The organism is Pseudomonas sp. GM79 (genome assembly GCF_000282495.1).
In the GTDB taxonomy this organism is placed as follows: Bacteria; Pseudomonadota; Gammaproteobacteria; order Pseudomonadales; family Pseudomonadaceae; genus Aquipseudomonas.
In genome coordinates this window covers 17,412-41,760 of sequence record NZ_AKJE01000051.1, presented here as the reverse complement: position 1 = coordinate 41,760, position 24,349 = coordinate 17,412, and the positions used below count along the sequence as shown (strand labels likewise).

Genomic DNA, 24,349 nt, shown 5'->3' with positions numbered 1-24,349 from the left:
TTTCAGACGATATCGTCGATCAGAATGTGGCTTTGGGCACGGCTGCATTTCTCGATCCGCGCTTCGACTTTGTAGACCTCGCGCAGCATCTGCTCAGTGATCACTTCATCGCTGGGCCCGCTGCCCTGGCTGGTGCCGTTGGCGATGACCAGCACCTGATCGGCAAAGCGCAGGGCCTGATTCAGGTCGTGGATCGCGATGAACACGATCACCTCGCGTTTACGTGCCAATGCACGCATGAAGTTCAGCACTTGCACCTGCCGATGCATGTCGAGGGCGCTGGTCGGTTCGTCCATCAGCAGGATTTCCGGCTCGCGCACCAGGGTTTGTGCAATCGACACCAGTTGTTGCTGGCCGCCACTGAGTTCGCCGAGGTTACGGAAAGACAGCTCGGTGATCCCCAGCGCGCCAAGGATATCGTCCACCAATCTCAACTCGTCGTCGTGCACGACCCAGCCAGGCGTCAGTTGTTTGCGCGCCAGCAACACCGACTCGTAAACCGTCAGGCGGGCGCTGGCATTCAGGCCTTGCGGCATGTAGCTGATGCCTTGTGAGCCCTTTTTTGAGTCTTGCAGAATGACTTGGCCTGGCCCATCGATCAGCCCGGCGATGCGCTTGAACAGGGTCGACTTGCCCGCCGCGTTCGGCCCGACCACGGCGACCACCTGGCCACCGGAGAAGGTCGCGGTGGTCACGCCGCAAATGATCTCGCGCTGGCCGTAGCGGGCGCCGAGGTTCTCAAGCTGGATCTTCACCATGAGTTTTTCTTCCCACTGAGAATCAGAGATATGAAGAACGGCACGCCAATCAGCGAGGTGACCACGCCAATGGGAAATATCGCGCCCGGGATCAGGGTTTTACTGACGACCGAACTGGCAGACAGGATCAGCGAGCCGGTCAACAGCGAGGCGGGTAAAAAGAACCGCTGATCTTCGCCAATCAGCATCCGCGCGATATGCGGCCCGACCAGGCCGATAAAGCCGATGGTGCCGACAAATGCCACCGGAAACGAGGCGAGCAGACTGACCATGATCAGCGTCTGAAAGCGCAGGCTGCGCACGTTGATCCCGAAACTCGCGGCCTTGTCATCACCCAGGCGCAGGGCAGTCAAAGCCCAGGCGCGTTTGGCGAAAATCGGCAGGGTGATCAGGATTACCAGGCAGATCACCCCGAGTTTTGGCCAGGTGGCTTTGGTCAGGCTGCCCATGGTCCAGAACACCACCGCCGCGACCGCTTGTTCGGTGGCGAAGAATTGCACCAGCGCCAGCAGCGCATTGAAGGTGAACACCAGCGCAATGCCGAGCAGCACGATGGTTTCCGCCGTCACCCCGCGGCGCATGCTCAGGAAGTGGATCAGCAGGGCGGAAAGCATCGCCATGATGAAGGCATTCACCGGCACCATGTACTGCGCCGCCAACGGGAACAGCGCCACGCCGAAGGCCAGGCCCATGGCTGCGCCGAAACTGGCGGCGGCGGAAATGCCCAAGGTGAAAGGACTGGCGAGGGGGTTGTTGAGGATGGTCTGCATCTGCGCGCCGGCCAGCGACAACGCCGCGCCGACCGCCACCGCCATCAGCGCCACCGGCAGACGGATTTCCCACATCACCACCCGCACTTGCGCCGAGGCGGTGTCCGGTGAGAACAGCGCATTGAGCACTTCGCTCAAGCTGTAACTGGCGGGGCCCAGGGCCAGATCCAGCAACACGCTGCACACCAGCAACACCACCAACGCCGCGAGGATCAGCCGTTTGCGCAGCACCAATTGGCGGTAGGTATCGCGCTGCACGATCTGTACTTCACCCAGAGAACTCATTGACGGCTCTCCTTCAGGCTGACGAAGTAACCCGACTCGTACGGTACCGGCAGGAATCGTTCATGCAGTTCGCGAAATGAGGCGTCGGGATCGAGGTCGGCAAACAGTGTCGGGTGAAACCATTTGGCGAGTTGCTGGATGGCCACGAATTGGTAAGGGCTGTTGTAGAACTGGTGCCAGATCGCATGAAACGCCTGAGTGTCCTGAGCCTTGATCCCGGCATATGCCGGGCGCTGGGTGTACCAGGCCAGTTTGCGTCGGGCCTCTGTGAGGTCGGCGCCCGGGCCGACGCCGACCCAACGCCCACTGGGCGCGAAGGCTTCCCAGTTGGCACTGGTCACGACCACGTGATCCGGGTTGGCGACGATCACCTGTTCAGGGTTCAACTGGCCGAAGGTGCCCGCAATGATGCCTTTGGCGATGTTGTTGCCGCCGGCCATCTCGACGAAACGACCGAAGTTCTCATTGCCGAAACTCAGACAACAGTCGTCGGTGTAACCGCCGATACGCTCGATGAACACGTTCGGGCGCGGCGCTTGACTGGCCTTGATGACGTCGGTGACGCGGCGGATCTGCTGGTTGCGAAAATCGATGAACGCCTCGGCACGCGCTTCCTTGCCGAACAGCTTGCCGAACAGGCGCATGGTCGGTTCGGTGTTGTCCATCGGGTTGTTGCGAAAATCGACATAAACCACCGGGATGCCCAAGGCGTCGAGTTTCTCGATGTAGCGAGCGTCTTCAGTGGCATGTTGGGCTTCGATGTTGAGGATGATCACGTCGGGCTGCTGCGAGATCGCTTGCTCGATGTCGAACGTGCCGTCTTCAAAGCCGCCGAAGGTGGGGATCTTTGCGATGTCGGGGAATTTGCGCAGGTAGGCGCCGTAGGTGTCCGGATCGGACTGGATCAAGTCCTTGCGCCAACCGACGATGCGCTCGATCGGGTTCTGCGTATCCAGTGCGGCGACCAGGTACAGCTGTCGACCTTCGCCGAGAATCACCCGTCTGACCGGCAGGTGCACCTTGACCTCGCGGCCCAGCAAGTCAGTCACCGTGACTGCTGCAGGGTCCTGAGCGGCGGCGACCGCATTGCGCGGCGACAGTGAAAAAAACAACGCCACGCCCAACACTCCTGCCAATAGCAGGGCAACGAAGGCGTGGCTGTGTCGATAAACAGATGCCATGGTTGAAGCCTTTACAGGGCCAGCCCGAGCAGCGGCTCAGGCCACTGCTCGGGCTGAACGTTTTCAGAAATCGACGGAGGCCGACAATTGCAGGGTGCGCGGCGAACCTTGGGAGAAAGCGCCGTAAGACGCGACACCGGACCAGTACTCACGATCGAACACGTTCTGCACCGTCGCCCGGAACGTGGTGGGGCGTTCCGCGATGCGGGTGGCGTAACGCGCCCCAACATCGAAGCGAGTCCATGGGTCGAGTTCCTGGGTGTTGGCCTGGTTCACGTATTGGCTGCCGGTGTAGATCGCGCCGCTGGTCAGCGTCAAACCTTCGACCCACGGGGTATCCCATTCGGCCCAGAGGTTGGCCTGAACCTCGGGCACACCCACCGGTTTATTGCCGCGATTGGCGGCGGTGCCGGTTTTGGTCAGTTCGGCGTCGAGCAGGGTCACGCCACCGAGCAGGCGCGTGCCTTGGGCGATTTCACCGAACACGTTCAACTCGACGCCACGGTTGCGTTGCTCGCCTTGCACCGAGAACACGCCGTTGGCCAGTTCGCCGCTGGGCTTCTTGATCTGGAACAGGGCGAGTGTAGAGGTGAAGGTGCCGTAGTCGACCTTGACCCCGACCTCCTGTTGCCGGGAGATGTAAGGTGCGAAGATCTCGCCCGAGTTCGAGGCCGTGGCAGGCGCAATGTCGCCTTTGCTCAAGCCTTCGATGTAGTTGTAGTAGAACGAAACGTGATCCCAGGGTTTGACCACCACCCCGAACAGCGGCGTGGTTTCGCTTTCATCGTACGAGGTGGTGACCACGCCGGCGGTGTTGTAGTTATCGGACTGGATATTCTGCTTGCGCAGGCCGAGGGTGACCTGCAAACGTTCGTCCATCATCGACAGGGTGTCGGCCAGGGCCACGCCGGACAGTTCGGTCTCGGAGACTTTCAGCGCATCGGGGCTGGCAATCGATGGTTTCGGACGGTCGACCGGGTGATACATGTTCGACAGAACCGCCGGGCCGGAGTTGATGCCCCTGGACAACTCATCGCGGTAACGGGTGACTTGCACGGTGGTGCTGTGGCTGATCGGGCCCGTGTCGAAGCGCACGCGGGCACCGGCATCGACGGTGTAGCGCTCGACTTCGAATTTGTAATAGCCGGGGACCGAGCGCGTATCGCCAGCGCTGTTGAGGATGGTCGGGGTCTGGTCGGACATTCGCGCGACATCCGACTTGCCGCCGCCCGCGTGGGCGAACACGGTCAGGGCGTCGTTGAGGTCGTACTCGGCGCCGAGCAAGGCGGATTTATCACGGGTTTCAGACCAACCCCAGTCCTGGCTGACGTTAGTACGGCCATTGGCTGCGGACGGAATCTCCACGCCGGAAGCAACGAGGAACGGTCGTGACGCGGCGTCGAATTGTTCCTTCTGGCTGATCAGGTCCAGGGTGGTGCGCAGGCGGTCACCCTGATAATCCAGCGAGATCGAACCGATATCGACGTCACGGGATTGATCGTCGATGGCGGTGTCGCCTTGCTGGGTGCTGCCGTTGATGCGCACGCCGAACTGGCGTTCCTCACCGAAGCGCCGACTGACGTCGATGTGCCCGCCGATCTGCGAGTTCATGGCGTAACTGGCGGTGAACCGGGTCAGGTCTTCATCGAGAGAGCGCTTGGGCACCACGTTGATTACGCCACCGACGCCGCTGTTGGGTGACATGCCGTAGAGCAAGGCGCCAGGGCCTTTGATCACTTCGATGCGTTCGGCGTACTCGGTGAATACCCGATAGTTGGGGGCCACGCCGTACACGCCGTCGAACGCCAACTCACCGAGGTTGCCTTCACCCACCGGGAAGCCGCGGATGAAGAAGGAATCGACGATGCCACCGGTCTGGCCCGTGGAGCGCACCGAGGAGTCACGCTCCAGCACATCGGCCACGGTGACTGCCTGCTGATCCTTCATCAGTGCCGAGGTGTAGTTGCTGACGCTGAAGGGCGCGTCCATTGCATCTTTGTTGCCCAGCATGCCGAGGCGCCCACCGCGGGCGACCTGACCGCCTGGATAAGCTGGCGGCAGGCTATTGGTGCGAGCGTCGATGCCGTTGACCGTGGTTTCGTCAAGGGTCAACCCGCCTGCACTGTCGGCCGGACGCGGTGCCAGGGTATAGCTGCCGTCATTGCGCGAGACGATTTCCAGCCCGCTGCCGGCCAGCAATCGGCTGAGCGCTTCCTGCGTCGAGTATGTGCCCGACAGGCCCGGGCTGGTCAGGCCTTCGGTCATCGAGGGCTGAAATGACAGGGCAATGCCGGCGTCCACGGCAAATCTCGACAACGTTGCACCCAATGGCCCCGGTGCAATGTTGTAGGCGCGGGTAGCTGCGGCATCCAGCTGTACCGGCGCGGCGGCCGAGGCTGTCGGGCTGACGGCACCGGTCAGGGCAAGGCTTAGCAACGCGCTACGGACAGCCAGTTTCAACGAGCGATCCGAACACGGAGGGCGTGCAACGAACATGGAGTGATGACCCTTTCGACGAGGTTGAGAAGTTCTTCCTTCCCTAGCCAGTCGAGATCAAAAAAAGTATCACCCGCGCCGCAATATTTTTTTGCGAGCTCAGGCGGGAGAAAGCGTGACCCAATAGCCGCTTAAATGCCCGGTGGCGATTACTGGGTACGTCTGCACGAGCATGTTCAAGGTGCGTTGTGTGTCGCTGATGGGGAAGGCGCCGGAAATGCGCAGATCGGCAATGACCGGGTCGCAGCGTACGAAGCCATTGCGATAGCGCGCCAGTTCGGCGAGGAAGTCGGCCAGACGTACGTTGTCAGCCATCAACATGCCTTGAGCCCAGGCGCTGACGGCGCTGTCCACCGGGTTCAACCGGCCAAAGGCTTGCGCGGAAAAGTCGGTGCGTTGCCCGGCATTGACGATCAATGGGGCGACGTGACTGTCACGGGGCAACTCGACTCTGACCGCGCCGTCCAGCACGGCAAGGTGGGTGCGGGTCTGCCATTGGCGAACGGTAAACCGTGTGCCCAAGGCCTGCATGCGCCCCTGACGGGTGCTGACCAGAAAAGGTCTGGCCAGGGGCAATACATCCGGCACGGTCTGCACCAGAATTTCACCTTCGCGCAAGTTGATCAGTCGCTGGTTGGTGTCGAACAGCACATCGATGGCGGTGTCGGTATTCAAGGTGATGTGCGAACCGTCGGCCAGGGTCATTTCACGACGTTGGCCCACGACAGTCCGATAGTCGGCCGTCCATTGTTGCGACTCCAGCAGTTTCCAACTGCCCCAGCCGGTGGGCAGTACCGCGAGGATAGTCGCCAGTTTTGCCAGCGCGGTGCGTCGTTCAGGGTTGCTTGGGCGATCCAGCGTCGACATCGCCAGTGACGGCGGCAGCCCGCCGAGCTTGCTTTGCAGCAATTGCGCACGAGCCCAGGCGCGATGGCGCTCGGGGCTGCTGACGCGCCAGCACTCCCATTCGGCACGCTGGGTTTCGTTGAAGTCGCTTTCGCTCAGACGCATCAGCCATTCGGCGGCTTCTTCGAGAATTCGCGGATCGATTTGCGCGTCACTGTGGCGAGTCGACATTCATTCCACCAGCATCAGGCATTGCACGAAAGCCTGCTTCATGTAGCGCTTGACGGTAATCAGCGAGACGCCCAGTTGCGCGGCGATGTCCTCGTACTTCAACCCGCCGATCTGCGACAGCAAGAACGTACGCTTCACCAGCGGCGGCAGGGAATCGAGCATCGCGTCGATTTCGTGCAGGGTTTCCAGCACCATGAAGCGCAGTTCGGGGGAGGGCGCTTCGGGCGCGGGCAGCAACGCCAAGGCGTCCAGGTAGGCGCGTTCGAGCGCCTTGCGCTGATACCAATTGACCAGAATGCCCTTGGCCACGCAGCTCAGGTAAGCCCGAGGCTGCTCAATGACCGCGACCCGGGAGGCGAGTATGCGAGTGAAGGTGTCCTGTGCAAGATCGGCCGCATCCATGGCGTTGCCCAGTTTTTTGCGCAGCGTGGCATACAGCCAGCCATGATGGCCGCTGTACAGGGCCTCGATCATGCGCAGGTGATTGTTGTGAGTTGCGGGCAGGGTATCGCTCATGGATGATAATTTTTAGCGATTGAGAAGTATTCCCAATGCTAGTTGACTGTGACCCTGCGGCGCAAGAGGCGCCTTCAGGATCAATCGCCGGGAGGGACCTGGCTCGGTTGCATCACCACTGGCCAATAGCGCAAGGCGACAATCGGAATCAGCGCGACTACGTAGGCCAGGCAAACAAACAGGTAGGTGTATTGCAAACCATAGACCTGGCTGAGCAAACCACCGGCCGAGATGCCCGCGATGGAGGCGAATTGCGCGGTACTTTGGGCAATCCCCAGCACGTAACCCTGCTGTGAGCTGTCGGCGGTTTTCGAGATCAGTGCCATCAGCACCGGCGTCGTCGCCCCCAGCAGCACGCCCCACACGAAGTAGGCAATGACAAACACCACCGGGTTGCGGGTGATGCCGGCCACGGCGGTCAGGCCGATGCAACCGATAACAATGCAGGTGATGCGGTGCAGGGTGTCTTGCTGGCTACGGTGCTCGAAGTAGCGCGACCACGGCGCCGCCGAGATGATGAAACCCAAGGCCAGTAAGCCATAGCACAGGCCGACCACCGAGTTGCGGACCTCGAACACCGAGCTGACATACAGCGAGAACGAAGTCTGGGGCAGCATTCGCGCCAGCAACAGAATTCCCATCACGCCCAGCAACGACAGCAGCGGCGAGCCTTGCCACACGCTACGTGAACGCTTGACCGGTGCAGTGGCATCCACCACCGGTGCTTTCTTCACCGGCGGCACATCCGGCAAGGTCACGGCCGCCACCACGGTGCAGATCGCACAGAGGGCCGAGGCAATGATGTTGATCCAGAAGAAGGTCGCGTAATCGAGGATCAGCCCGCCGACCACGGCACCGAGCAACGAACCGACGTTGGTGGATATTTGCAGGATTGCAAACAGCCGCGCCCGGCGTGAAGGCGCTTCAATGCTGACGCCGTAAGCCTGGGCCGGGGCGATGTACCCGGCGAACGCGCCCTGCAAGAAGCGCAGGAGCAGGATCACCCAGATATCGCTGCAGAGGGCCAGCCCAAGCTGGGTCAATGACAAACCGGCCAGGGCGCGGATCATCATCAACTTGTGGCCATACCGGTCGCCGATACGGCCCCAGAATGCGCTGGTCAGCATAATCCCCAGCATCGGCCCGACGTAGACGGCGATACTGGCGAAGCTGAATACCGACTCCGACGACGTCAGCCCACGCAGATGGACGGGCCAGAACGGCCCGCTCATTTCCATCGCGCCCATGGAGATGAGCTGGATCGCGAACAGAAGATAAATCAGGATTCTTACGCTTGAACCCTGAAGGGTACCTGTATGGGACATCGGTCAGCCTCGGTGGTTGGGCGGCATCCTACGTGCTTTGCCACCGAGGGAAAACCGCGCACTGGCTACTTGACCGACGGACAGCCCCGTGAAGATCCGATTGCAGCCTGGCTAATGGCGGCAGCTAACCGTTTCACATTGTTCTGATGGGCGACCACCAGCTCATCAATGCTCGGGCCGGCGGGGGTCTGCAACGTGCTGCGACAGGTGATCAGCGCCGCATCGCCGGGGCCGAGATTGCGCAGGCGCCATTTGACGTCGATCAACGCGTATTGACCGGGGATCGAATCAAAGCGCTGCACGTCCAGTCGCAACGACACTCTGCGTTGCAGATTGCTGGTGACCAGTTGATCGATCAAGGCGCTGCGCAATTCATCCACCAGACTCGCCGCCCACCATTCGGTTTCGAGGATCGCCAGGCCACTGTTACCTTGGCGAATGACAATCTGCGGCCGATCGACCTGGGGCGGCACCGTGATGCCTTCAATCTGAATCTCCGTGCCGCCGCTTGCGCCACTCAGTTGGGGCGGGGTCAGGGTATGGAACTGAATCGGATCGCTGCGGCAAGCGGTGAGCAGTAACAGCACAGTGACCAGCGAGATCTTCAGCGGGAAAGCCATGGGTATTGCTCCTGTGGTCAGTTGCGCGGTGGCGCCTTCATATCCATCGGTGCGGCGTTGTCGGGACGACCGCGAATCAGCGATTCCGGATGCCGGCCCAGGTAATCCGAGAGTTCACGCAAGGAGCGTGACATGCGCCCGAGTTCGTCCAGGGTCTGGGTCAACTGCTCCCGTTGCGGCGAATCCTCGGCCAAGGTCGAGCTGGCCGATTGCAAGGCCTTGCTGACGTCCCCCAAGGTGGTCTGCACGCCGGGCAGGGTCCTGGCGTTGAACTGTACGAGGCCCTTGCGCAGTTCGACGAGGTTGCTGTCGAGATTGCCGGCAATGCGGTCGATCGGTAGCTGGTTGATCTTGTTAACCATGTTCTCCAGTTTTTCCTGCAACTGCTCGAGGCTGCCAGGAATGGTGGGGATGGTGACGGGGCGGGCGGTTGGATCGAACACGACTTTCTCTGCGTCGGGGTAGAAGTCGAGCGCGATGTAGAGCTGGCCGGTCAACAGATTGCCGCTACGGGCCTGGGCTCGCAGGCCATTTTCGATGAAGCTGCCCATCAGCCGCACACCAGCGGCTTCGTCATTCGGGTCATGCTTCAAGGCCTCGAGCATTTTGGTATGAGCCTGACCGAGGCGTTGCGGGTAGATCACGATGCCGACATTGACCGGGAAGCTGCGCTTTTTCGCGTCGAAATCCAGATTGACCGAGACGACTCTGCCAAATTCGATGCCGAGGAACTCCACCGGCGCATCAATTTTCAGCCCGCGCAGTGCCTGATCGAAGCGCAAACTCAGGTACTGCCCCTTGCCAAAGGGGGGCGCGAGGGCGGTTTGCTGGTCTTCGAACAGGTCGAAGGCTTTATTCTCGCTGGCCGGCTGATCATTGGGGCTGTATTCCGGCGCGCGAAACGCGATGCCGCCCACCAACAACGAAGACAGGGATTCGGTATTCACCGCAAAACCATTGGCACCCACGCTCACATCGATACCACTGGCGTTCCAGAACCGGGTGTTCTGCGTGACGAAGACGTCATTGGGCGAATGCACGAAAATTTCGATGTTCACCCCTTTGCCGTCGGCATTCAGCGCATACGCCACCACTTGCCCGACTGGAATCTTGCGGTAATAGACGGGGGAGCCGATGTCCAGCGAGCCAAGGTCCTGGGTGTGCAGCATGAAGCGCTTGCCCGGCTCGCCATAGGTAATGGGCGGTGGGTTTTCCAGACCAATGAAGTGTTTGGAACGGATATTGGCCACGCCGATGTCGGCACCAATGTAATCGCCTGACAGCAGGGTATCGATGCCCGAGACGCCGCCGGCACCAATGCGCGGTCGCACGACCCAGAATTGCGAATCTTCGCGGGTGAAGTTCTCAGCCTGTTTGTCGAGTTTGATCGTGGCGTTAACGCTTTTTTGATCGTTGCTCAGCTTCACTTCCGAGACATGGCCGATGACCACGCTGCGGTATTTGACCTCGGTCTTGTTGGCCGTAAGACCGCTACCGGTCTTGAACGTGACGGTGATGGTCGGGCCTTCCTGCATCATGCTGTGTATCACCAGGGAGATCCCCACCAGCACCGCAACGATCGGCACAATCCACACCAGCGAAACGCTGAAGCGACGGGTCTTGATACTGGCCTGGCCGGGGTCTTGCGGCCCATCAGTGGCTTGCGACTTCATCCATGACCTCCTCGTTGGGTGGGTTGTCCCGCTTGTTGTCCCGCTCGTTATCCCGCTCGTTATCCCAGATCAGCCGCGGGTCGAAACTCATGGCAGACAGCATGGTGAATACCACCACCAGACCAAAAAACAGAATACCCGGGCGCGGTTGAATATCGCCCAGGGCCTGGAATTTCACCAGTGCGGCGACCAGTGCGACAACAATCACATCGAGCATCGACCAGTAGCCGATCAGCTCGACGAAACGGTAAAGCTTCGAACGCTCCTTGCGCGCCCAAAGGCTGCCGCGTTGCACGGTGATCAGCAGCAGGGAGAGGGCAACGAACTTGATGCCTGGCACTGCGATGCTGGCGATGAAAATAATCAGGGCAATGTCCCACGCACCGTGTGCCCAGAACTCCAGCACACCGCTCATGATGGTGCTGTCGGAGCCGCTGCCGAACAGACTGGTGTTCATCACCGGCAGCAGATTGGCCGGGACATAGAACACCAGCGAGGTCAGCAAGTAGGCCCATGTGCGGGTCAATGAGTTGGTTTTGCGAGCATGCAGGGGCGCGCCGCAGCGTGGGCATTCGTGAGGGTTATCGGTGATGTCGCAGGCCAGGCCGCAGCTATGGCACAGGCACAGGTTGAGTTCGCTGGCGAGCGGTGGCCTGTTCATAGGGTGTCCCACAAATCACGTACATCGCGCCCGGCGATGCGGATCAGCAGCAGGCTGAGGACAGCCAGGGCAAACAGGCCAAGGCCGGGTATTACATCGAGCAAACCTGCCAGTTTGAACACCGCCACCATTGCCCCCAGCAGACAAACCTCGAGCATGCTCCAGGGCCTGAGGGTTTCCAGCCAGCGCATGCACAGCTTGAAGCCTGGCGAGCGCCGATGCACGAGGGCGAAGCTCAGGACCCAGATCAGCAACACCAGTTGAAAAAGCGGCGCGATGATGATGGATATCGCCGCCACCAGCGCAATAAAGGTGATCGGCCCCTGGCTCAACGCCAATACCGAATCCCATAGCGTCGCACTGTTTTTCAGGCCCTTGAGGCTGATGCTCATGACGGGATAGAAGTTGGCGAAAATCCACAGCACCGTTGCCGTGAAGGCCAACGCCAGCCGCTGCTCCACCGACAGTCCGTTATAACGCTGCAGCACGCCGCCGCAGCAGGTACACAGGGCTTTCTGATGTTTGGCGAGCGTGACTTTTTCATACACGCAGTCGCAGTGCTCGCAGATGATCAGTTGGTCAGTCGTAGCCATAGGCCGCACTCGCGAGGAGGCAGGAAAGTCAGAGCACTCCCTCAATATAGAAGTGACTTGCGATTGAGCAAATTAAAAGACTGATCAAGAGGACGGGGACATAAAGTCTGATCGACCGCGTCATCGTTCTTCGCGAGCAAGCCCGCTCCCACATTCGACCGCATTCCTCTGAGAGAACTCGGTCAATTGTGGGAGCGGGCTTGCTCGCGAAGACGGCCTGACACTCAACCAATAAGTGGCTGACATGTCGCCCTCGCGAGTAAACCAGTACCCACGATGGCACCCCCTTCAGCCGAGCAATTCGCGCAGGCGATACCAGAACATGCCGAGGGCCAGCAGCGGTGAGCGCAGGGCTTTTCCACCGGGGAAGGTCATGTGCGGGACGGCGCTGAAAACGTCGAGCCCCTTGCTGTGCCCGGCATGAATCGCTTCGGCCAGCAACCGTGCGCACCAATGGGTCACGTTCAGGCCATGACCGGAGTAACCCTGGGCGTAGAACACGTTCGGGTACTGGCTCAAGCGTCCGGCCTGGGGAAAGCGGTTGGCGGTGATGCCGATCATGCCGCCCCATTGATAGTCGATGCGCACATCAGCCAATTGCGGGAAGACCTTGAGCATTTTTGGCCGCATATAAGCGCCGATATCCCCCGGATCGCGCCCGGAATAATGGCAGGCACCGCCGAACAACAAGCGTCGATCCGCCGAGAGCCGGTAGTAATCGAGGCCGACTTTCTGGTCGCACAGCGCCAGGTTCTGCGGGATCAATTGCGCGGCAACCTCAGGTGCCAAAGGCTCGGTGGCGATGATGTAACTGCCTGCCGGTAAAACCTTGCCGCTCAGGTGTGGTTCGAGTTCTTCCAGGTGCGCGTTGCAGGCCAGCACCAGACTACCGGCGCGCACCGTGCCGCCGGCGCAACGAACCTGAACGGTGCTGCCATGGATCAACTCCAGCACCGGGCTTTGTTCGAATATTCGCACCCCGAGGGATTCGGCAACGCGCGCTTCGCCAAGCACCAGATTCAGCGGATGCAAATGACCCGAACCCATGTCGATCAGGCCGCCGGCATAAACATCGGAGCCCACCACTTGCTGGCGGATCTGCTCGGGGCCGACGAGTCGGGTTTCATGGCTGTAACCCAATTCGGCAAGGTTTTGCAGTTCCGCCTTGAACGCCTCGAACTGCGCCGGGGTGTTGGCCAGCTCGCAGAAGCCCCAGCGCAGGTCGCAATCGATCCCATGCTCACGGATGCGATTGCCCACCAGTTCCACCGATTCGATGCCTGCACGCTCCAAATAGCGCACGCCGTCCTGACCGACATATCGGGCGAAACCGCTGACGTCATGGCCGATGCCGCGGATCAACTGCCCGCCATTACGCCCGCTCGCGCCCCAGCCGATCCGCCGGCCTTCCAGCAGAATCACCGAGAGCCCGCGCTGCGCCAGTTCGATCGCGGTGTTAACCCCGGTAAAGCCGCCGCCCACCACGCAGACATCGGCCGTGAGGTCGGAAGCCAGCACGGGGTAGGGCGCCAAGCTGTTGGCCGACGCGGCGTAATAGGAATGAGCATGTTCGTTGTCGTACTGATTCATTGGTTGGACTTCACTTTGCTCCAGGAGCGGGTCATCAGACGCATGATCGGCTGGGGCGGGGTGGTGGAAATGTAGAGTTTGTCGAGCACTTCCTGAGGAGGATAGACCTCTGGATTATTGACCAGCTCCGGGTCCATGTATTGCTTGGCCGCCGGGTTCGGATTGGCGTAACCGACCGACGCGCTGACCTTGGCGATTACCTGCGGATCCAGCAGGTTGTTGACGAACGAGTGAGCCTCTTTCGGGTTGCTGGCGTCGGCAGGAATCGCCAGCAGGTCGAACCAGAGGTTACTGCCTTCCTTGGGGATCGCGTAGGCGATGTTCACGCCGTTCTTCGCTTCCTTGGCACGGTTCGCCGCCTGGAACACATCGCCCGAATAGCCGAACGCAACGCAAATGTCGCCATTGGCCAGGTCCGACACGTATTTGGACGAATGGAAATAGGTGATGTAAGGCCGGATGGTCAGCAGTTTGGCTTCGGCCTTTTTAAAGTCCTCGGGGTTTTCGCTGCGTGGATCCATACCCATGTAGTTCAGGACCGCCGGGAACACTTCATCGGCCGAATCCATCATCGACACGCCGCACTGACTGAGCTTCTTCAGGTTCTCTGGCTCGAAAAACACCGCCCAGGAATCGATGCGATCGATGCCCAGCACTTGCTTGACCTTGTCGATGTTGTAGCCAATGCCGTTGGTACCCCACAGGTACGGCACTGAATGTTCATTACCCGGATCGTTCTTTTCCAGCAGGGCCAATAACTTCGGGTCGAGGTTTTTCCAGTTGGGCAGTTGCGAGCGATCCAGTTTGAGGAACGCGCCGGCCTTCACCTGGCGTGCGAGGAAGTGATTGGAGGGCACCACCACGTCATAACCCGTGCGGCCGGCGAGCAGTTTGCCCTCCAGGGTTTCGTTGGAATCGAATACGTCGTAGATCACTTTGGTCCCGGTTTTTGCCTGGAAGTCGGCGAGGGTGGTCTCACCGATGTAATCGGTCCAGTTGTAGACGCTCACACTTGATTGAGCGTGTGCAGTTACGCTGAAGAGCAAGGCCAGCGAGGCCGGAACCACGGATTTCAGTAGACGCATATCGACACCTCTTAGAGTTATTGGATTTTTGTGGGAGCGGGCTTGCTCGCGAAGGCGATTTCACATTCAACATTGAGGTCGCCTGACACGCCGCCTTCGCGATGCAAGCCCGCTCCCACAGGGGGTTGTGACCTCATGTGGGAACGAGGTTTTAGACGCTAAGCAGCAGGAACTCGCGCTCCCAGGAGCTGATCACGCGCTTGAAGTTTTCGTGTTCGGCCCGTTTGACCGCGACGTAACCGCGCACGAATTTGCTGCCCAGATAACGCTCGATGGTTTCGCACTCTTCCATACGCGTCAGTGCGTCCTCGATGGTGATCGGCAGGCGCAGATTGCGTCGCTCGTAGGCACGGCCCTGCACCGCGGCGCTCGGCTCGACCTTTTCGACCATGCCCAGATAACCGCACAAAAGGCTCGCGGCAATCGCCAGATAAGGGTTGGCATCGGCGCCCGGCAAGCGGTTTTCCACGCGCATGGCGTCGGGGCTGGAGGTCGGTACGCGCAGGCCAACGGTGCGGTTCTCTTCGCCCCATTCAACGTTGACCGGCGCCGAGGTGTCGGGCAGGAAGCGGCGGAACGAATTGACGTTGGGCGCAAACATCGGCAGCACTTTGGGAATGTATTTTTGCAAGCCGCCGATGTGGTGCAGGAACAGTTCGCTCATCTGCCCGTCGGCATCGGCGAAAATCGGCTGGCCGGTGGCAATGTCCACCACGCTCTGGTGCAGGTGCATGGCACTGCCGGGCTCGTCGCCGATCGGTTTGGCCATGAAGGTCGCGGTGACGTTGTGCTTGAGTGCCGCTTCGCGCAGGGTGCGTTTGAACACGGTAATCTGGTCCGCCAGATCCAGTGCGTCGCCGTGACGGAAATTGATTTCCATCTGCGCCGGGCCGTCTTCGTGGATCAGCGTGTCGAGGTCCAGGCCCTGGAGTTCACACCAGTCATAAACGTCTTCAAACAGTGGATCGAACTCGTTGGCGGCGTCGATGGAAAACGACTGACGACCGCTTTCCGCACGGCCGGAGCGTCCCAGTGGCGCTTTGAGCGGCAAGTCCGGGTCTTCGCAGCGCTGGGTCAGGTAGAACTCCATTTCTGGCGCGACAATCGGCTTCCAGCCTTTGTCGGTGTAGAGCTGCAGGACTTTTTTCAGTACGTTGCGCGGCGACAGTTCGATGGGATTGCCGAACTTGTCGAACGTGTCATGGATCACGATGGCGGTGGGTTCGATGGCCCATGGAATGACGTAAACCGCATCGGCGACGGGCTTGCAGACCATGTCGATGTCGGCCGGGTCGAGCAGGTCGTAGTAGATGTCGTCGTCAACAAAGTCCCCGGTTACCGTTTGCAGCAGCACACTTTCCGGCAGGCGCATGCCTCGCTCATGCAGGAATTTGTTGGTGGGTGCAATCTTGCCGCGAGCGATGCCGGTCAAGTCGCTGACCACACACTCGACCTCGGTAATCTTGTGATCTTTCAGCCACGTGAACAGCTGATCGAAAGGGGCATTCATAAAAACCTCATTATTGGTTTGATTAACGCCGGGGAGGGACGCGGCTTCATCCACCGAACACTTCCCCTGTGGCGCGTTGACGACTATCTTGGGTGAGCCTTGGCGTTCCATCTATCCACTTTAAACAGCACAAAGCGCACCAAAAGAGTGCGTGAGGCACCCCATGACAGCGTGCAATCCGTTGCAGGTTCAAGCGTTCAACACCGCCGACGTGGCCGAGCAAATCCGCGCCACACCGGGTTGGGTGCAGCACTATCAGCAGATGTCCCCGGGGCATTTCGCCGGAAGGGTGCGCTATCTGGATTTGCAAGGCGTCGAGATTTACGAGGAACAGATGAACACCCGCGTCGAGCAGAATTTCAGCGCCCCGCAAGGCTCGCTGGCGTTCTGTTTCGATCGCAGCGACAACTCGCTGTACGTGCTGAACGGTGAAAGCCGCAACATCTGGATCACCCCGGAGAACTACCAGGAAATCGCCGTGGTGTTCGGTCCGGAATTTGTTCAGCGCCATGGCCTGGACGTGGCGCGACTTGAAGGCTTGTTCATGTCGCCGCTCAATTCAGGTCAGAACGCCCTGTTCAGCCGCTGGTTGAGCGGGACGTTGACGCGGCTGACGCAGACGCTGGATCCGCCGAGCAAAGAGGCGTTGACCCAGCAACTGTTGGAGGACTGTTTGTACATCCTCGATAACGCCTGTGTGTGCCTGGATCGCGCAGGTTTGCAGCGCCGGGCGGAGGAGCGAACGATCATGAAACGCGTCGCCGAATGGGCCGCCGATACCCCGGAAGAAACCCTCAATTTACTGGAGCTGTCCCAGGTGGCCGGGGTTTCGCTGCGTCAGTTGCAGCATGCATTCAAGGCGTATACCGCAATGACACCCACGCATTGGTTGCGCTTGCGTCGTCTCAACAGCGCGCGCCGCGAATTGCTCAGGCGAACGGCCGGGGAAACGACGGTCGCGCAAGTGGCGATGAATTGGTCGTTCTGGCATTTGGGACGATTTTCCAGCAGTTATCGAGCGTTGTTCCAGGAACTTCCCAGCCAAACACTGGCTCGCAAACACAGTGGACCGTGTCGGAGATCATCATGAGTCGGTTATCGTCTTTTAGCCTGTGTGCCGTCATGTCGATGGTCTATACGCCGGTTCAGGCAGAAGCGGTCGTGCCCTTGAACGGGCAGAGTTCGCAACAAATCCAGCTGGACATCAACGATTGCAGCAACGTCACGGCCAGCCAGAGCACCTCTAGCCCGCCAGCCTCGGAGGGTGCTGCGGTGGATGCTACGCAGGTACTTGGACGTCAACATGACGAGTTTTATGAGCCGGTCGAGGACGATGTGAAACAGCACTATCACGGCTGCCTGCAAGGGCGGGGTTATCAGGTAACGCCATGAGCGTCAGTGATCGGGTTGGCTGACACCTGGATTACGCCGCCGCTGATCGAGTAGATAAACCATCAGGCAGGCATAGAGCGTGAGGGCGATAAACAATCCCATGCGCACGGCGAAGGCGGTATAGACGTCTTTCCCGGCGAGGCTGTCCTGAACCGACTGACCCAGCAGGATGATCAGCGTGACCAGACTGTTGAGCCAGAATCCCGGGGTTTGTCGGGTCGGGCTCAGGGCATAGAGCTTGCGCGCCAACAGCAAGCCGAACAGGAGCATCCACAGAAAGAACATCCACAAGTGCACAAACAGGCTGAGCGCGCACCAGAACCCAACAGCCAACAGCCCGCCCATGAAGGTCGAACCGAGCAATTCATGGGCAGCGTTACGCGTCGTTGTCGTCGAACTCTGTTGGCCAAGACTGACCGCTTTCAAAATGATCGGCAGATAGCTCGCCGGGTCGATCAGGGCCAACAAGAATGCCGGTATGACAATCAGGGTCGCACGCAGTGCAACTCTGCCCACTTCTTGCTCCGGCAAAGCGCTGGCGGCGGGTGGGGACGGCGCATTGGCGGGGTCGGGAAACAGCCAGTGACTAATCCCCACAACGAGAACGGCGAGGATCAACCCCTTGACCAGGGCACCGATGACCATCATCGCCAGATCGAACTCGGCGACGCCGGCCGAAGAAATCATCGTCAGGCCAATGATCATGAAGGTCATGATCAAGGCGTTGCCGCCGCGCAGGCCAAAACCAAACGCCAGGAACATACTGACGCCAATCAGCAGCACGCCGGTAATCGGGTAGTAACGCAGGATCGGAATCAACAACAGGCCGACGCCGGTGGTTAACATCGCAGCCAGAGCGAGAATCAATCCAGCCTTGAATGGCAACGGCCGATTGAGGGAAGCCAACAGCAACACGGCCAGCACCGGCGCGAGAAAAGGGATCGGCAAGCCCAGGCCGAAGCTGGCCGCCAGGCACAATGCGGTGCCGGTGCCCATACGCAACGCACGCTGAACCCGGGGCGTGCGCTGGGTAGGCACGCCCTTAGTAGGCATAGCTCAGCCAGCTCATGAGTCCCACGAACAAACGACCGAGCAGGTTCAACGGGTTGTCTTGAGTCGGGAATGCCATCACTTCAGCCTGCCCACCGGCACGGATGGCGCGGCTGGCGAACAGCGTTTTCCTTGAGTCCTCGGAAAACTCGATAATCACCGGAAAACGCTGGGCCGGACGCAGCCAGTCGCGGCTGTTCTGCACACTGGGAAGGCTGCCGGGTGCAGTGCTCTGACCGACGCTGACACCGTAGCCGACACTGCGCACACGACCCTCGAAAACCTTCCCCGGCATGGCATCCAGAACGATCGAAACAGGGGTGCCGACCTCGACCAGGCCGAGGTTGTTTTCGGTCATGTCCGCGCTGATCCACACATCGTGGATGGCAATCAGGGTCATGACCGGGCTGCCGGCAGTGGCGAACTGTCCGACATCGGTGCGCAGATCGGTGATCAGCCCCGCCGACCGTGCGCGTATCTGCGTGTTGGACAAGTCCAGTTCGGCTTTTGACAACGCCGTGGCGGCGCTGCGCAACAGCGCGTTGTCTTCCTCGCTGCCGCCTTCCTGTTCCCGTGCTCGCTGGACTTCGGCATGGGCTGCGGCGACCTGGCTGACAGCCTGTTCACGGTTGGCCCGAGAGACTTCAAGCAAGCGCACGGAAATGGTGCCGGGATCTTCGCGGTACAAACCTTCAAGACGCTGATTGTCCTGCCGCGCCTTGAGTTCATTGGCCTGGGCTGCGCGCAAATTGGCTTGAGCCGAAGCAATGCCGGCGGTGCTCGCACCGATCTGGCGGCGTGTGGACTCAAGGTCTGCACGTGCGCGGTCGACGGCTATTTGATAGGGCTGCTGGTCCACTTCAAACAGCACATCGCCCGCCTTGACGTCCTGGTTGTTGCGCACATCCACACGGATCACCCGGCCGGCCACTTCGGAGGCCACCGGAATGACAAAGGCGCCCACCCGAGCCTGTTGCGTATACGGTGTGAAACGGTCAGCCAACAAGTACCAGGCCAGGCTCAGGACGATCAGCAGCAATACCCATTTGATGCCCTTTTTTGCAGGATCGGCGGCAGGCTCGGATGCCTTGGGGGAGGGCGCCTCAGTGACGGGCGGCGAGGGTTCAGTCATCGGCTTTAACCTTCTGGCTCGGGATAGGAGGCTTGCGAAGGGGCCGGCTCATTCAGCAGGTTGCCCCAGTCGGTACGTTGTTCCATTTGTTGGCGAGTGTTTTGATCGACTGTCGGCTGGGCGCTGTACCACCCACCGCCAAGGGCTTTGTACAGAGCGATCAGGTTGCTCACGGCATTACTGCGGCTGAGCAGGTAATTGTCCTGCTGTTCGAGCAATGCGCGTTGAGCGTCCAGCACGCGCTGGAAGTCCGAGTAACCTTCCCGGTATTGGGTGTTGGCCAGGCTCAACGAACGCGCGGCGGCGACCTGTGCCTCACCCAGAATGCGCTCGCGTTCCAGCGATTTGATCAAGCTGCTGGCAGCATCATCGGCCTCTCGTGCGGCCTGGCGGACTTTCTCGCGATAGACCTCAATCAGCTGCTGCAACCGCGCATCCTGTATACGCACGTTGTTGCTGATCTGGCCGTGGTCAAACAGGTTCCAGCGTAAACTGGGACCGCCGATCAGGTCCAGGCTGTTGGAGGTGCCGCTCAACGTATCGGTGGTCCAGACAATGCTGCCCAGCAAGGTCAGCGACGGATAGAAGTCGGTTTGCGCGACACCGATCAGAGCCGACTGGGCCGCGACATTGAGTTCGGCAGCGCGCACGTCCGGTCGACGCAACAACAGGTTGGCCGGCACGTCTTGCAGCACGGCTCGGTCCACCAGCGGGATCAGTCCCTCGTGTTCAAGCAATTGGGGCAGGGCGCTGGGGGGCTGTCCGATCAGCACAGCCAGCGCGTTACGGGTGCGCACTACTTGCGCCTCAAAATCCGGAATGCTGCTCAAGGTGCCCAGGTATTGGGTCTTGGCTTGTTGCACGTCGAGTTCGGCGCTCTGGCCACTGTTGAACAGTTTTTCGGTGATCTCAAAGTTGCGCTTTTGCTGCTCGGCGTTTTCTCGAGCGACGCGCAATCGCGCCTCGGTGGTGCGCAACGAAAAGTAGGTATCGGCCACCTGAGCACGCAGCAGTACCAGGACGTCTTCATAGTTGGCCTGAGCCGCGAAGTAACTGGCATCGGAGGACTCGATGGCTCGACTGAAACGCCCCCAGAAGTCCAGTTCCCAGCCGACATCAAAGCCCGCGCTGTGTTGCCAGAAGTGGCTGTCTTGCGGGTTATTGCCGCCGGACTGCTTGCGGTTGAAGTACAGGCTGTCGGCGCTGGCCTGTTGCAGTTGCGGATAACGCCCGCTTTGCGCAATACCCAACCGGGCGCGGGCTTCCATGACGCGAAGGCCGGCAATTTTCAGGTTGGAATTGTGCGCATCCGATTCGGCGATCAGCGCGTCGAGGACCGGGTCGGCGAACACCTGCCACCACTGGCGAATGTCGGGGTTCAGGCTTCGTTGGCTGGCTTGCTCCAGCGCGGGGCTGCTCCAGAGTTTTGTCCAGACTTCGCCGGGGGGCTGAAAATCCGGCCCCAGACGGACGCAACCGCCAAGACCAAGGACGAGCAGCAGAAGCAATGGGCTAGAGCGCGTCAGCATCGGTGCACTGATAGTAGATCTTGGGAAAACGTCATCCGAACATACCTGATATTGAAATGGCGTTGGTTACTGGTTCGCTTAGGTTAGTACAGCTGCGACAAATACAAGGTCATGTTGAATGATCTGGGATCGACTAACTGCTACGCTTCTGAAGATCCATTAATCCAGGCCAAAAAATGAAGGTTAAGAAGACCATGAGCAACCCTCAGGATGATAATGCACCTAGTTCCGCTGGTTGGCGCTTCAAACTGGGCATCGCGATTATTTGTTTGATGCTGGGATCCTGGCTGCTGGTGCCTCTCGCTGCGGCAGTGGATGTGCCCGGCTCAAAGATCGCAGCACTGACAGGCGTTTTGTTTATCAGCAACAAAGTTCTGTTGATTCTCGTCATTGCGATCATGGGCAAATCCGGCTTTCAGCAACTCAAGCGCAGTATGTTCGGTTACGTCTCCACACTTGCACCGGCAGACGTGGAAGTAGGTCCGGCTCGCCATAGAATTGGCCTCGTGATGTTTTGCCTGCCACTGATCTCGGGATTTCTCGAACCTTACATAGATACTATCTGGCCGGGGCTGAGACCCAATATCTGGCAGCTCCAGGCGCTGGGCGATGCCATGTTGATCGGCAGCATTTTCGTGCTGGGGGGGAATTTCTGGGACAAGGTACGCGCGTTGTTTATTCGCACGGCACGTGTCGTTAATACGAGCGCGGTGTGAATCGCCTCTAGCGCGAAATGATCCCATGATCGATCGCGTACTTTACAAGGGCGGCGGGTTTGTCGATGTTGAGCTTGCGACGGATGCTCAGGCGATGAGTTTCTACAGTCCGCACACTGATATCCAGTTCGCGAGCCATTTCCTTGTTGTTCAGCCCCTGAGCCATCTTGTACAGCACCTGGCTTTCGCGCGGAGTCAGCTCGTTGTCGCTACTTTTATCGGCAATGAGCCGCTGTGCGATCTCGGCACTGTAGAACGTCCCGCCGCTGACAATGGCTTCGATTGCCGCAATGATTTCCCGTGAAGGCGCATTCTTCAGCACATAGCCGCTGGCACCCGAGCGAACGGATTCACTCACGTATTCATAGTTGTCGTACATGCTCAGCACCAACACCTTGAGCGACGGGTATTGGCTGCGTAACAACCGCGTCAGCTCAAGGCCATTGATGTCCTTCAGGCTGATGTCGACCAGCAACAGATCCGGCTGGCAGCGCCCGACCATTTCAATGGCATCGGCGCCATTCTCGGCTTCTCCCACCACTTCCAGCTGCGTCATGACCCCCAGCAGCGATTTGATTCCGTCGCGGACCAGGGAGTGATCGTCAACCAGGGCGACGCGGATCGGGTAGGGCAGGTTCATCGCAGGCATTCACTCTAATTGTTATGGGCTGAGTCAGCGTTCTGTACCGGGCAGTTTCATCGGCAGCAGCACGTCCAGCTCACTTCTTCCCGGCGTCGAGGTCAGGTCGAATCGACCGCCAAAATGCTCGACACGCTCACGGATGTTGCGCAGGCCAATGCCCGCGTGACGACGTTCGACTTGGGCGACGTTGAAACCGATACCGTCATCGACCACTGTCAAACGTACGGCCTTTTCAGAACCGTGCAGGGTAATGATGACGTTTTTTGCTTGTGCGTGGCGTTCGATATTGGTCAGGCCTTCTTGCACGATGCGAAACAACGAGACGGCGGCGCCATCGACCAGATGACAGTCGAATTCGTTATCGTTGAAGGTCACGACCAGACCGCTGCGTTGCTCGAATTCTGCGGCGAGTTGACCGATTGCCGCCGGCAGGCCGAGGGTGTCGAGCAGTGACGAGCGCAGGTCGTGAGACAGGCTGCGAACTTCACCAATCGCTTCCCCGAGGCGCTGCGTGGCGTCTCTTAAAATGCTCAATCCTTTATCTTGTCCGTTCTCCAGCACATGGCTGGCCAGTTCGAACTGAAACTTGATCGACACCAGCAGCTGGCTGATGCCGTCGTGCAGTTCTCGGGAAACCCGCGACCGCTCTTCTTCCTGCAAGCTGACGATGCGTTGAGTCAGGCGCTGGAGTTTCTTGTCGGCCAGGCGATGTTCGCTGACGTTCAGCGTCATGCCGCTGGCGAAGACAAACAACACTGCCACAAGGGCCACCGCGGCAATCGCCAGCATGGTTTTGCGGATACCCTGAGCCACCTCGGCACGTGCTTGTTGGGTGGCGCGTTCGACGTCTTCAAGGTAGATGCCGGTGCCGAGCATCCAGCCCCAACGGTCCAGCATCACCACGTAAGCGAGCTTGTCGGTCACTTGGCCGGAAGAGGGTTTGTTCCAGGCGTAACGTTGAAAACCTTCGCCCGATTGCGCACTTTTGAGCAACGCCTGGATCACCGGCAAACCGTGAGGGTCAGTCATGTCCCACAGGTATTTGCCTACAAGCTCTGACTGGCGCGCGTGCATCAGACTGCGGCCTTCGCGGTCGTAGACGAAGAAGTAGCCGTTGATGCCAAAGCTGAGCTTGCGCAGTTCTTCGAGCACTTGTTGCTGCGCGCGCGCGTCACCCCGGCCGTTGTCGTACAGCGGCGCGATCAGGCTCTGGGCCATTTCGACGTAGTTTTTCAGCTCTGCGCGCTTGCTGGCCAGAATGCTGTCTTCGATCAGTTGCGCCTGTTGATCACCCAGTTGCCGGTTCAGGGAAATCACCAGCGCGCAGATGACCGCGATCGCCAACACCAGCGGCAGAATCCCGAGCGCGACGATTTTGTGTTTGAGCTGCATCTCTACTCCTGGCCAGACCGAGGGAAGGCGAAGGCCCGGCATCATATGCCAAAGTTACGCGCCTCCAGTAGCAATGCTGGACAGAATGACCTGCGGCTGTGATGAAAACGCAGAACCTTGTGGGAGCGGGCTTGCTCGCGAATGCAATCTGTCATTCAACATCGATGTCGTCTGATATACCGCCTTCGCGAGCAAGCCCGCTCCCACAGGTGTTGCATTTCATCCGAGAGATCAGCGTCATCTACGTAGAACTACGTAGATGCCGCGTACGTAGTAACGCGGATTTATTTGTCGACAGCATGGGCGGATATTGGGCCCGCTCCGCACTGCGGACACAATTATAATAATTACCGCC

The 24,349-nt window shown here is 59.7% G+C and carries 22 protein-coding genes; 3 read left to right on the top strand and 19 right to left on the bottom strand.

The features are described 5' to 3' along the window. Nucleotides 1–2 precede the first annotated feature (2 nt). The 14 genes from PMI36_RS13890 to PMI36_RS13955 all read right to left on the bottom strand — a co-directional run bounded on the left by PMI36_RS13890 (nucleotide 3) and on the right by PMI36_RS13955 (nucleotide 16,140). Nucleotides 3–758: an ABC transporter ATP-binding protein gene (locus PMI36_RS13890; protein WP_008072362.1), complete on the bottom strand. Its 756-nt coding sequence runs from the start codon at nucleotides 756–758 to the stop codon at nucleotides 3–5. Then, the gene (locus PMI36_RS13895) at nucleotides 752–1,813 is read right to left on the bottom strand and encodes a FecCD family ABC transporter permease (protein ID WP_008072361.1); all 1,062 of its coding nucleotides are present in this window, start codon (nucleotides 1,811–1,813) and stop codon (nucleotides 752–754) included. The genes PMI36_RS13890 and PMI36_RS13895 overlap by 7 nt, the downstream gene beginning before the upstream one ends. After that, nucleotides 1,810–2,994 (bottom strand): ABC transporter substrate-binding protein, encoded by a 1,185-nt coding sequence (locus PMI36_RS13900; RefSeq protein WP_008072360.1) that lies wholly within the window; start codon nucleotides 2,992–2,994, stop codon nucleotides 1,810–1,812. The genes PMI36_RS13895 and PMI36_RS13900 overlap by 4 nt, the downstream gene beginning before the upstream one ends. A 63-nt stretch (nucleotides 2,995–3,057) precedes the next feature. Beyond that, nucleotides 3,058–5,490 (bottom strand): TonB-dependent receptor, encoded by a 2,433-nt coding sequence (locus tag PMI36_RS13905; protein ID WP_008072359.1) that lies wholly within the window; start codon nucleotides 5,488–5,490, stop codon nucleotides 3,058–3,060. 99 nt (nucleotides 5,491–5,589) lie between these two features. Further along, nucleotides 5,590–6,567, bottom strand: coding sequence for a FecR domain-containing protein (locus PMI36_RS13910; RefSeq protein WP_008072358.1), 978 nt, complete (start codon nucleotides 6,565–6,567; stop codon nucleotides 5,590–5,592). Further along, nucleotides 6,568–7,083: a sigma-70 family RNA polymerase sigma factor gene (locus tag PMI36_RS13915; RefSeq protein WP_008072357.1), complete on the bottom strand. Its 516-nt coding sequence runs from the start codon at nucleotides 7,081–7,083 to the stop codon at nucleotides 6,568–6,570. A gap of 80 nt (nucleotides 7,084–7,163) precedes the next feature. Further along, nucleotides 7,164–8,408, bottom strand: a complete 1,245-nt coding sequence (locus PMI36_RS13920) for an MFS transporter (protein ID WP_008072355.1) — start codon at nucleotides 8,406–8,408, stop codon at nucleotides 7,164–7,166. 65 nt (nucleotides 8,409–8,473) lie between these two features. Next, nucleotides 8,474–9,028 carry a PqiC family protein gene (locus PMI36_RS13925; protein ID WP_008072354.1) on the bottom strand — a complete coding sequence of 185 codons (555 nt, stop codon included), beginning with the start codon at nucleotides 9,026–9,028 and terminating at the stop codon, nucleotides 8,474–8,476. Between the two features lie 17 nt (nucleotides 9,029–9,045). Next, nucleotides 9,046–10,701 (bottom strand): PqiB family protein, encoded by a 1,656-nt coding sequence (locus PMI36_RS13930; protein ID WP_008072353.1) that lies wholly within the window; start codon nucleotides 10,699–10,701, stop codon nucleotides 9,046–9,048. Further along, nucleotides 10,682–11,362, bottom strand: a complete 681-nt coding sequence (locus PMI36_RS13935; RefSeq protein ID WP_008072352.1) for a paraquat-inducible protein A — start codon at nucleotides 11,360–11,362, stop codon at nucleotides 10,682–10,684. Before PMI36_RS13935 ends, PMI36_RS13930 begins: the two co-directional genes overlap by 20 nt. After that, nucleotides 11,359–11,955, bottom strand: a complete 597-nt coding sequence (locus tag PMI36_RS13940; RefSeq protein WP_008072349.1) for a paraquat-inducible protein A — start codon at nucleotides 11,953–11,955, stop codon at nucleotides 11,359–11,361. The genes PMI36_RS13935 and PMI36_RS13940 overlap by 4 nt, the downstream gene beginning before the upstream one ends. A gap of 288 nt (nucleotides 11,956–12,243) precedes the next feature. Next, nucleotides 12,244–13,545, bottom strand: coding sequence for an NAD(P)/FAD-dependent oxidoreductase (locus PMI36_RS13945; RefSeq protein ID WP_008072348.1), 1,302 nt, complete (start codon nucleotides 13,543–13,545; stop codon nucleotides 12,244–12,246). Further along, nucleotides 13,542–14,630: a polyamine ABC transporter substrate-binding protein gene (locus PMI36_RS13950; protein ID WP_008072347.1), complete on the bottom strand. Its 1,089-nt coding sequence runs from the start codon at nucleotides 14,628–14,630 to the stop codon at nucleotides 13,542–13,544. Before PMI36_RS13950 ends, PMI36_RS13945 begins: the two co-directional genes overlap by 4 nt. A gap of 151 nt (nucleotides 14,631–14,781) precedes the next feature. Beyond that, complete coding sequence (locus tag PMI36_RS13955; protein WP_007900282.1) at nucleotides 14,782–16,140, bottom strand: glutamine synthetase family protein; 1,359 nt, start codon at nucleotides 16,138–16,140, stop codon at nucleotides 14,782–14,784. Nucleotides 16,141–16,303: 163 nt separating this feature from the next. On the opposite strand from PMI36_RS13955, the gene PMI36_RS13960 reads away from it, so the two are divergent. Both PMI36_RS13960 and PMI36_RS13965 read left to right on the top strand, forming a co-directional pair. Beyond that, nucleotides 16,304–17,230 carry a helix-turn-helix domain-containing protein gene (locus PMI36_RS13960; protein WP_008072346.1) on the top strand — a complete coding sequence of 309 codons (927 nt, stop codon included), beginning with the start codon at nucleotides 16,304–16,306 and terminating at the stop codon, nucleotides 17,228–17,230. Then, nucleotides 17,227–17,532 (top strand): hypothetical protein, encoded by a 306-nt coding sequence (locus tag PMI36_RS13965; protein ID WP_008072345.1) that lies wholly within the window; start codon nucleotides 17,227–17,229, stop codon nucleotides 17,530–17,532. Before PMI36_RS13960 ends, PMI36_RS13965 begins: the two co-directional genes overlap by 4 nt. Before the next feature lie 3 nt (nucleotides 17,533–17,535). Here PMI36_RS13965 and PMI36_RS13970 read toward each other — a convergent pair whose 3' ends face one another. Genes PMI36_RS13970 through PMI36_RS13980 form a run of 3 tightly spaced genes read right to left on the bottom strand, consistent with a single transcriptional unit; the run spans nucleotide 17,536 to nucleotide 21,243 of the window. After that, entirely contained in the window at nucleotides 17,536–18,585 is a 1,050-nt protein-coding gene (locus PMI36_RS13970) for a DUF2955 domain-containing protein (RefSeq protein ID WP_008072344.1), read from the bottom strand. Continuing rightward, entirely contained in the window at nucleotides 18,575–19,714 is a 1,140-nt protein-coding gene (locus tag PMI36_RS13975) for an HlyD family secretion protein (protein ID WP_008072343.1), read from the bottom strand. The genes PMI36_RS13970 and PMI36_RS13975 overlap by 11 nt, the downstream gene beginning before the upstream one ends. 5 nt (nucleotides 19,715–19,719) lie before the next feature. Beyond that, the gene (locus tag PMI36_RS13980) at nucleotides 19,720–21,243 is read right to left on the bottom strand and encodes an efflux transporter outer membrane subunit (protein WP_008072342.1); all 1,524 of its coding nucleotides are present in this window, start codon (nucleotides 21,241–21,243) and stop codon (nucleotides 19,720–19,722) included. 194 nt (nucleotides 21,244–21,437) lie between these two features. Here PMI36_RS13980 and PMI36_RS13985 point away from each other — a divergent pair, with 194 nt between their 5' ends. Next, a complete protein-coding gene (locus PMI36_RS13985; RefSeq protein WP_032830465.1) occupies nucleotides 21,438–21,959 on the top strand; it encodes a transporter suffix domain-containing protein in 522 nt (173 codons plus the stop codon). A 7-nt stretch (nucleotides 21,960–21,966) separates the two neighbouring features. Here the strand turns inward: PMI36_RS13985 and PMI36_RS13990 are convergent, their stop codons facing one another. Beyond that, nucleotides 21,967–22,599, bottom strand: coding sequence for a response regulator (locus PMI36_RS13990; protein ID WP_008072339.1), 633 nt, complete (start codon nucleotides 22,597–22,599; stop codon nucleotides 21,967–21,969). 33 nt (nucleotides 22,600–22,632) lie between these two features. Next, nucleotides 22,633–23,994: a cache domain-containing protein gene (locus PMI36_RS13995; RefSeq protein WP_008072337.1), complete on the bottom strand. Its 1,362-nt coding sequence runs from the start codon at nucleotides 23,992–23,994 to the stop codon at nucleotides 22,633–22,635. Nucleotides 23,995–24,349 lie beyond the last annotated feature (355 nt).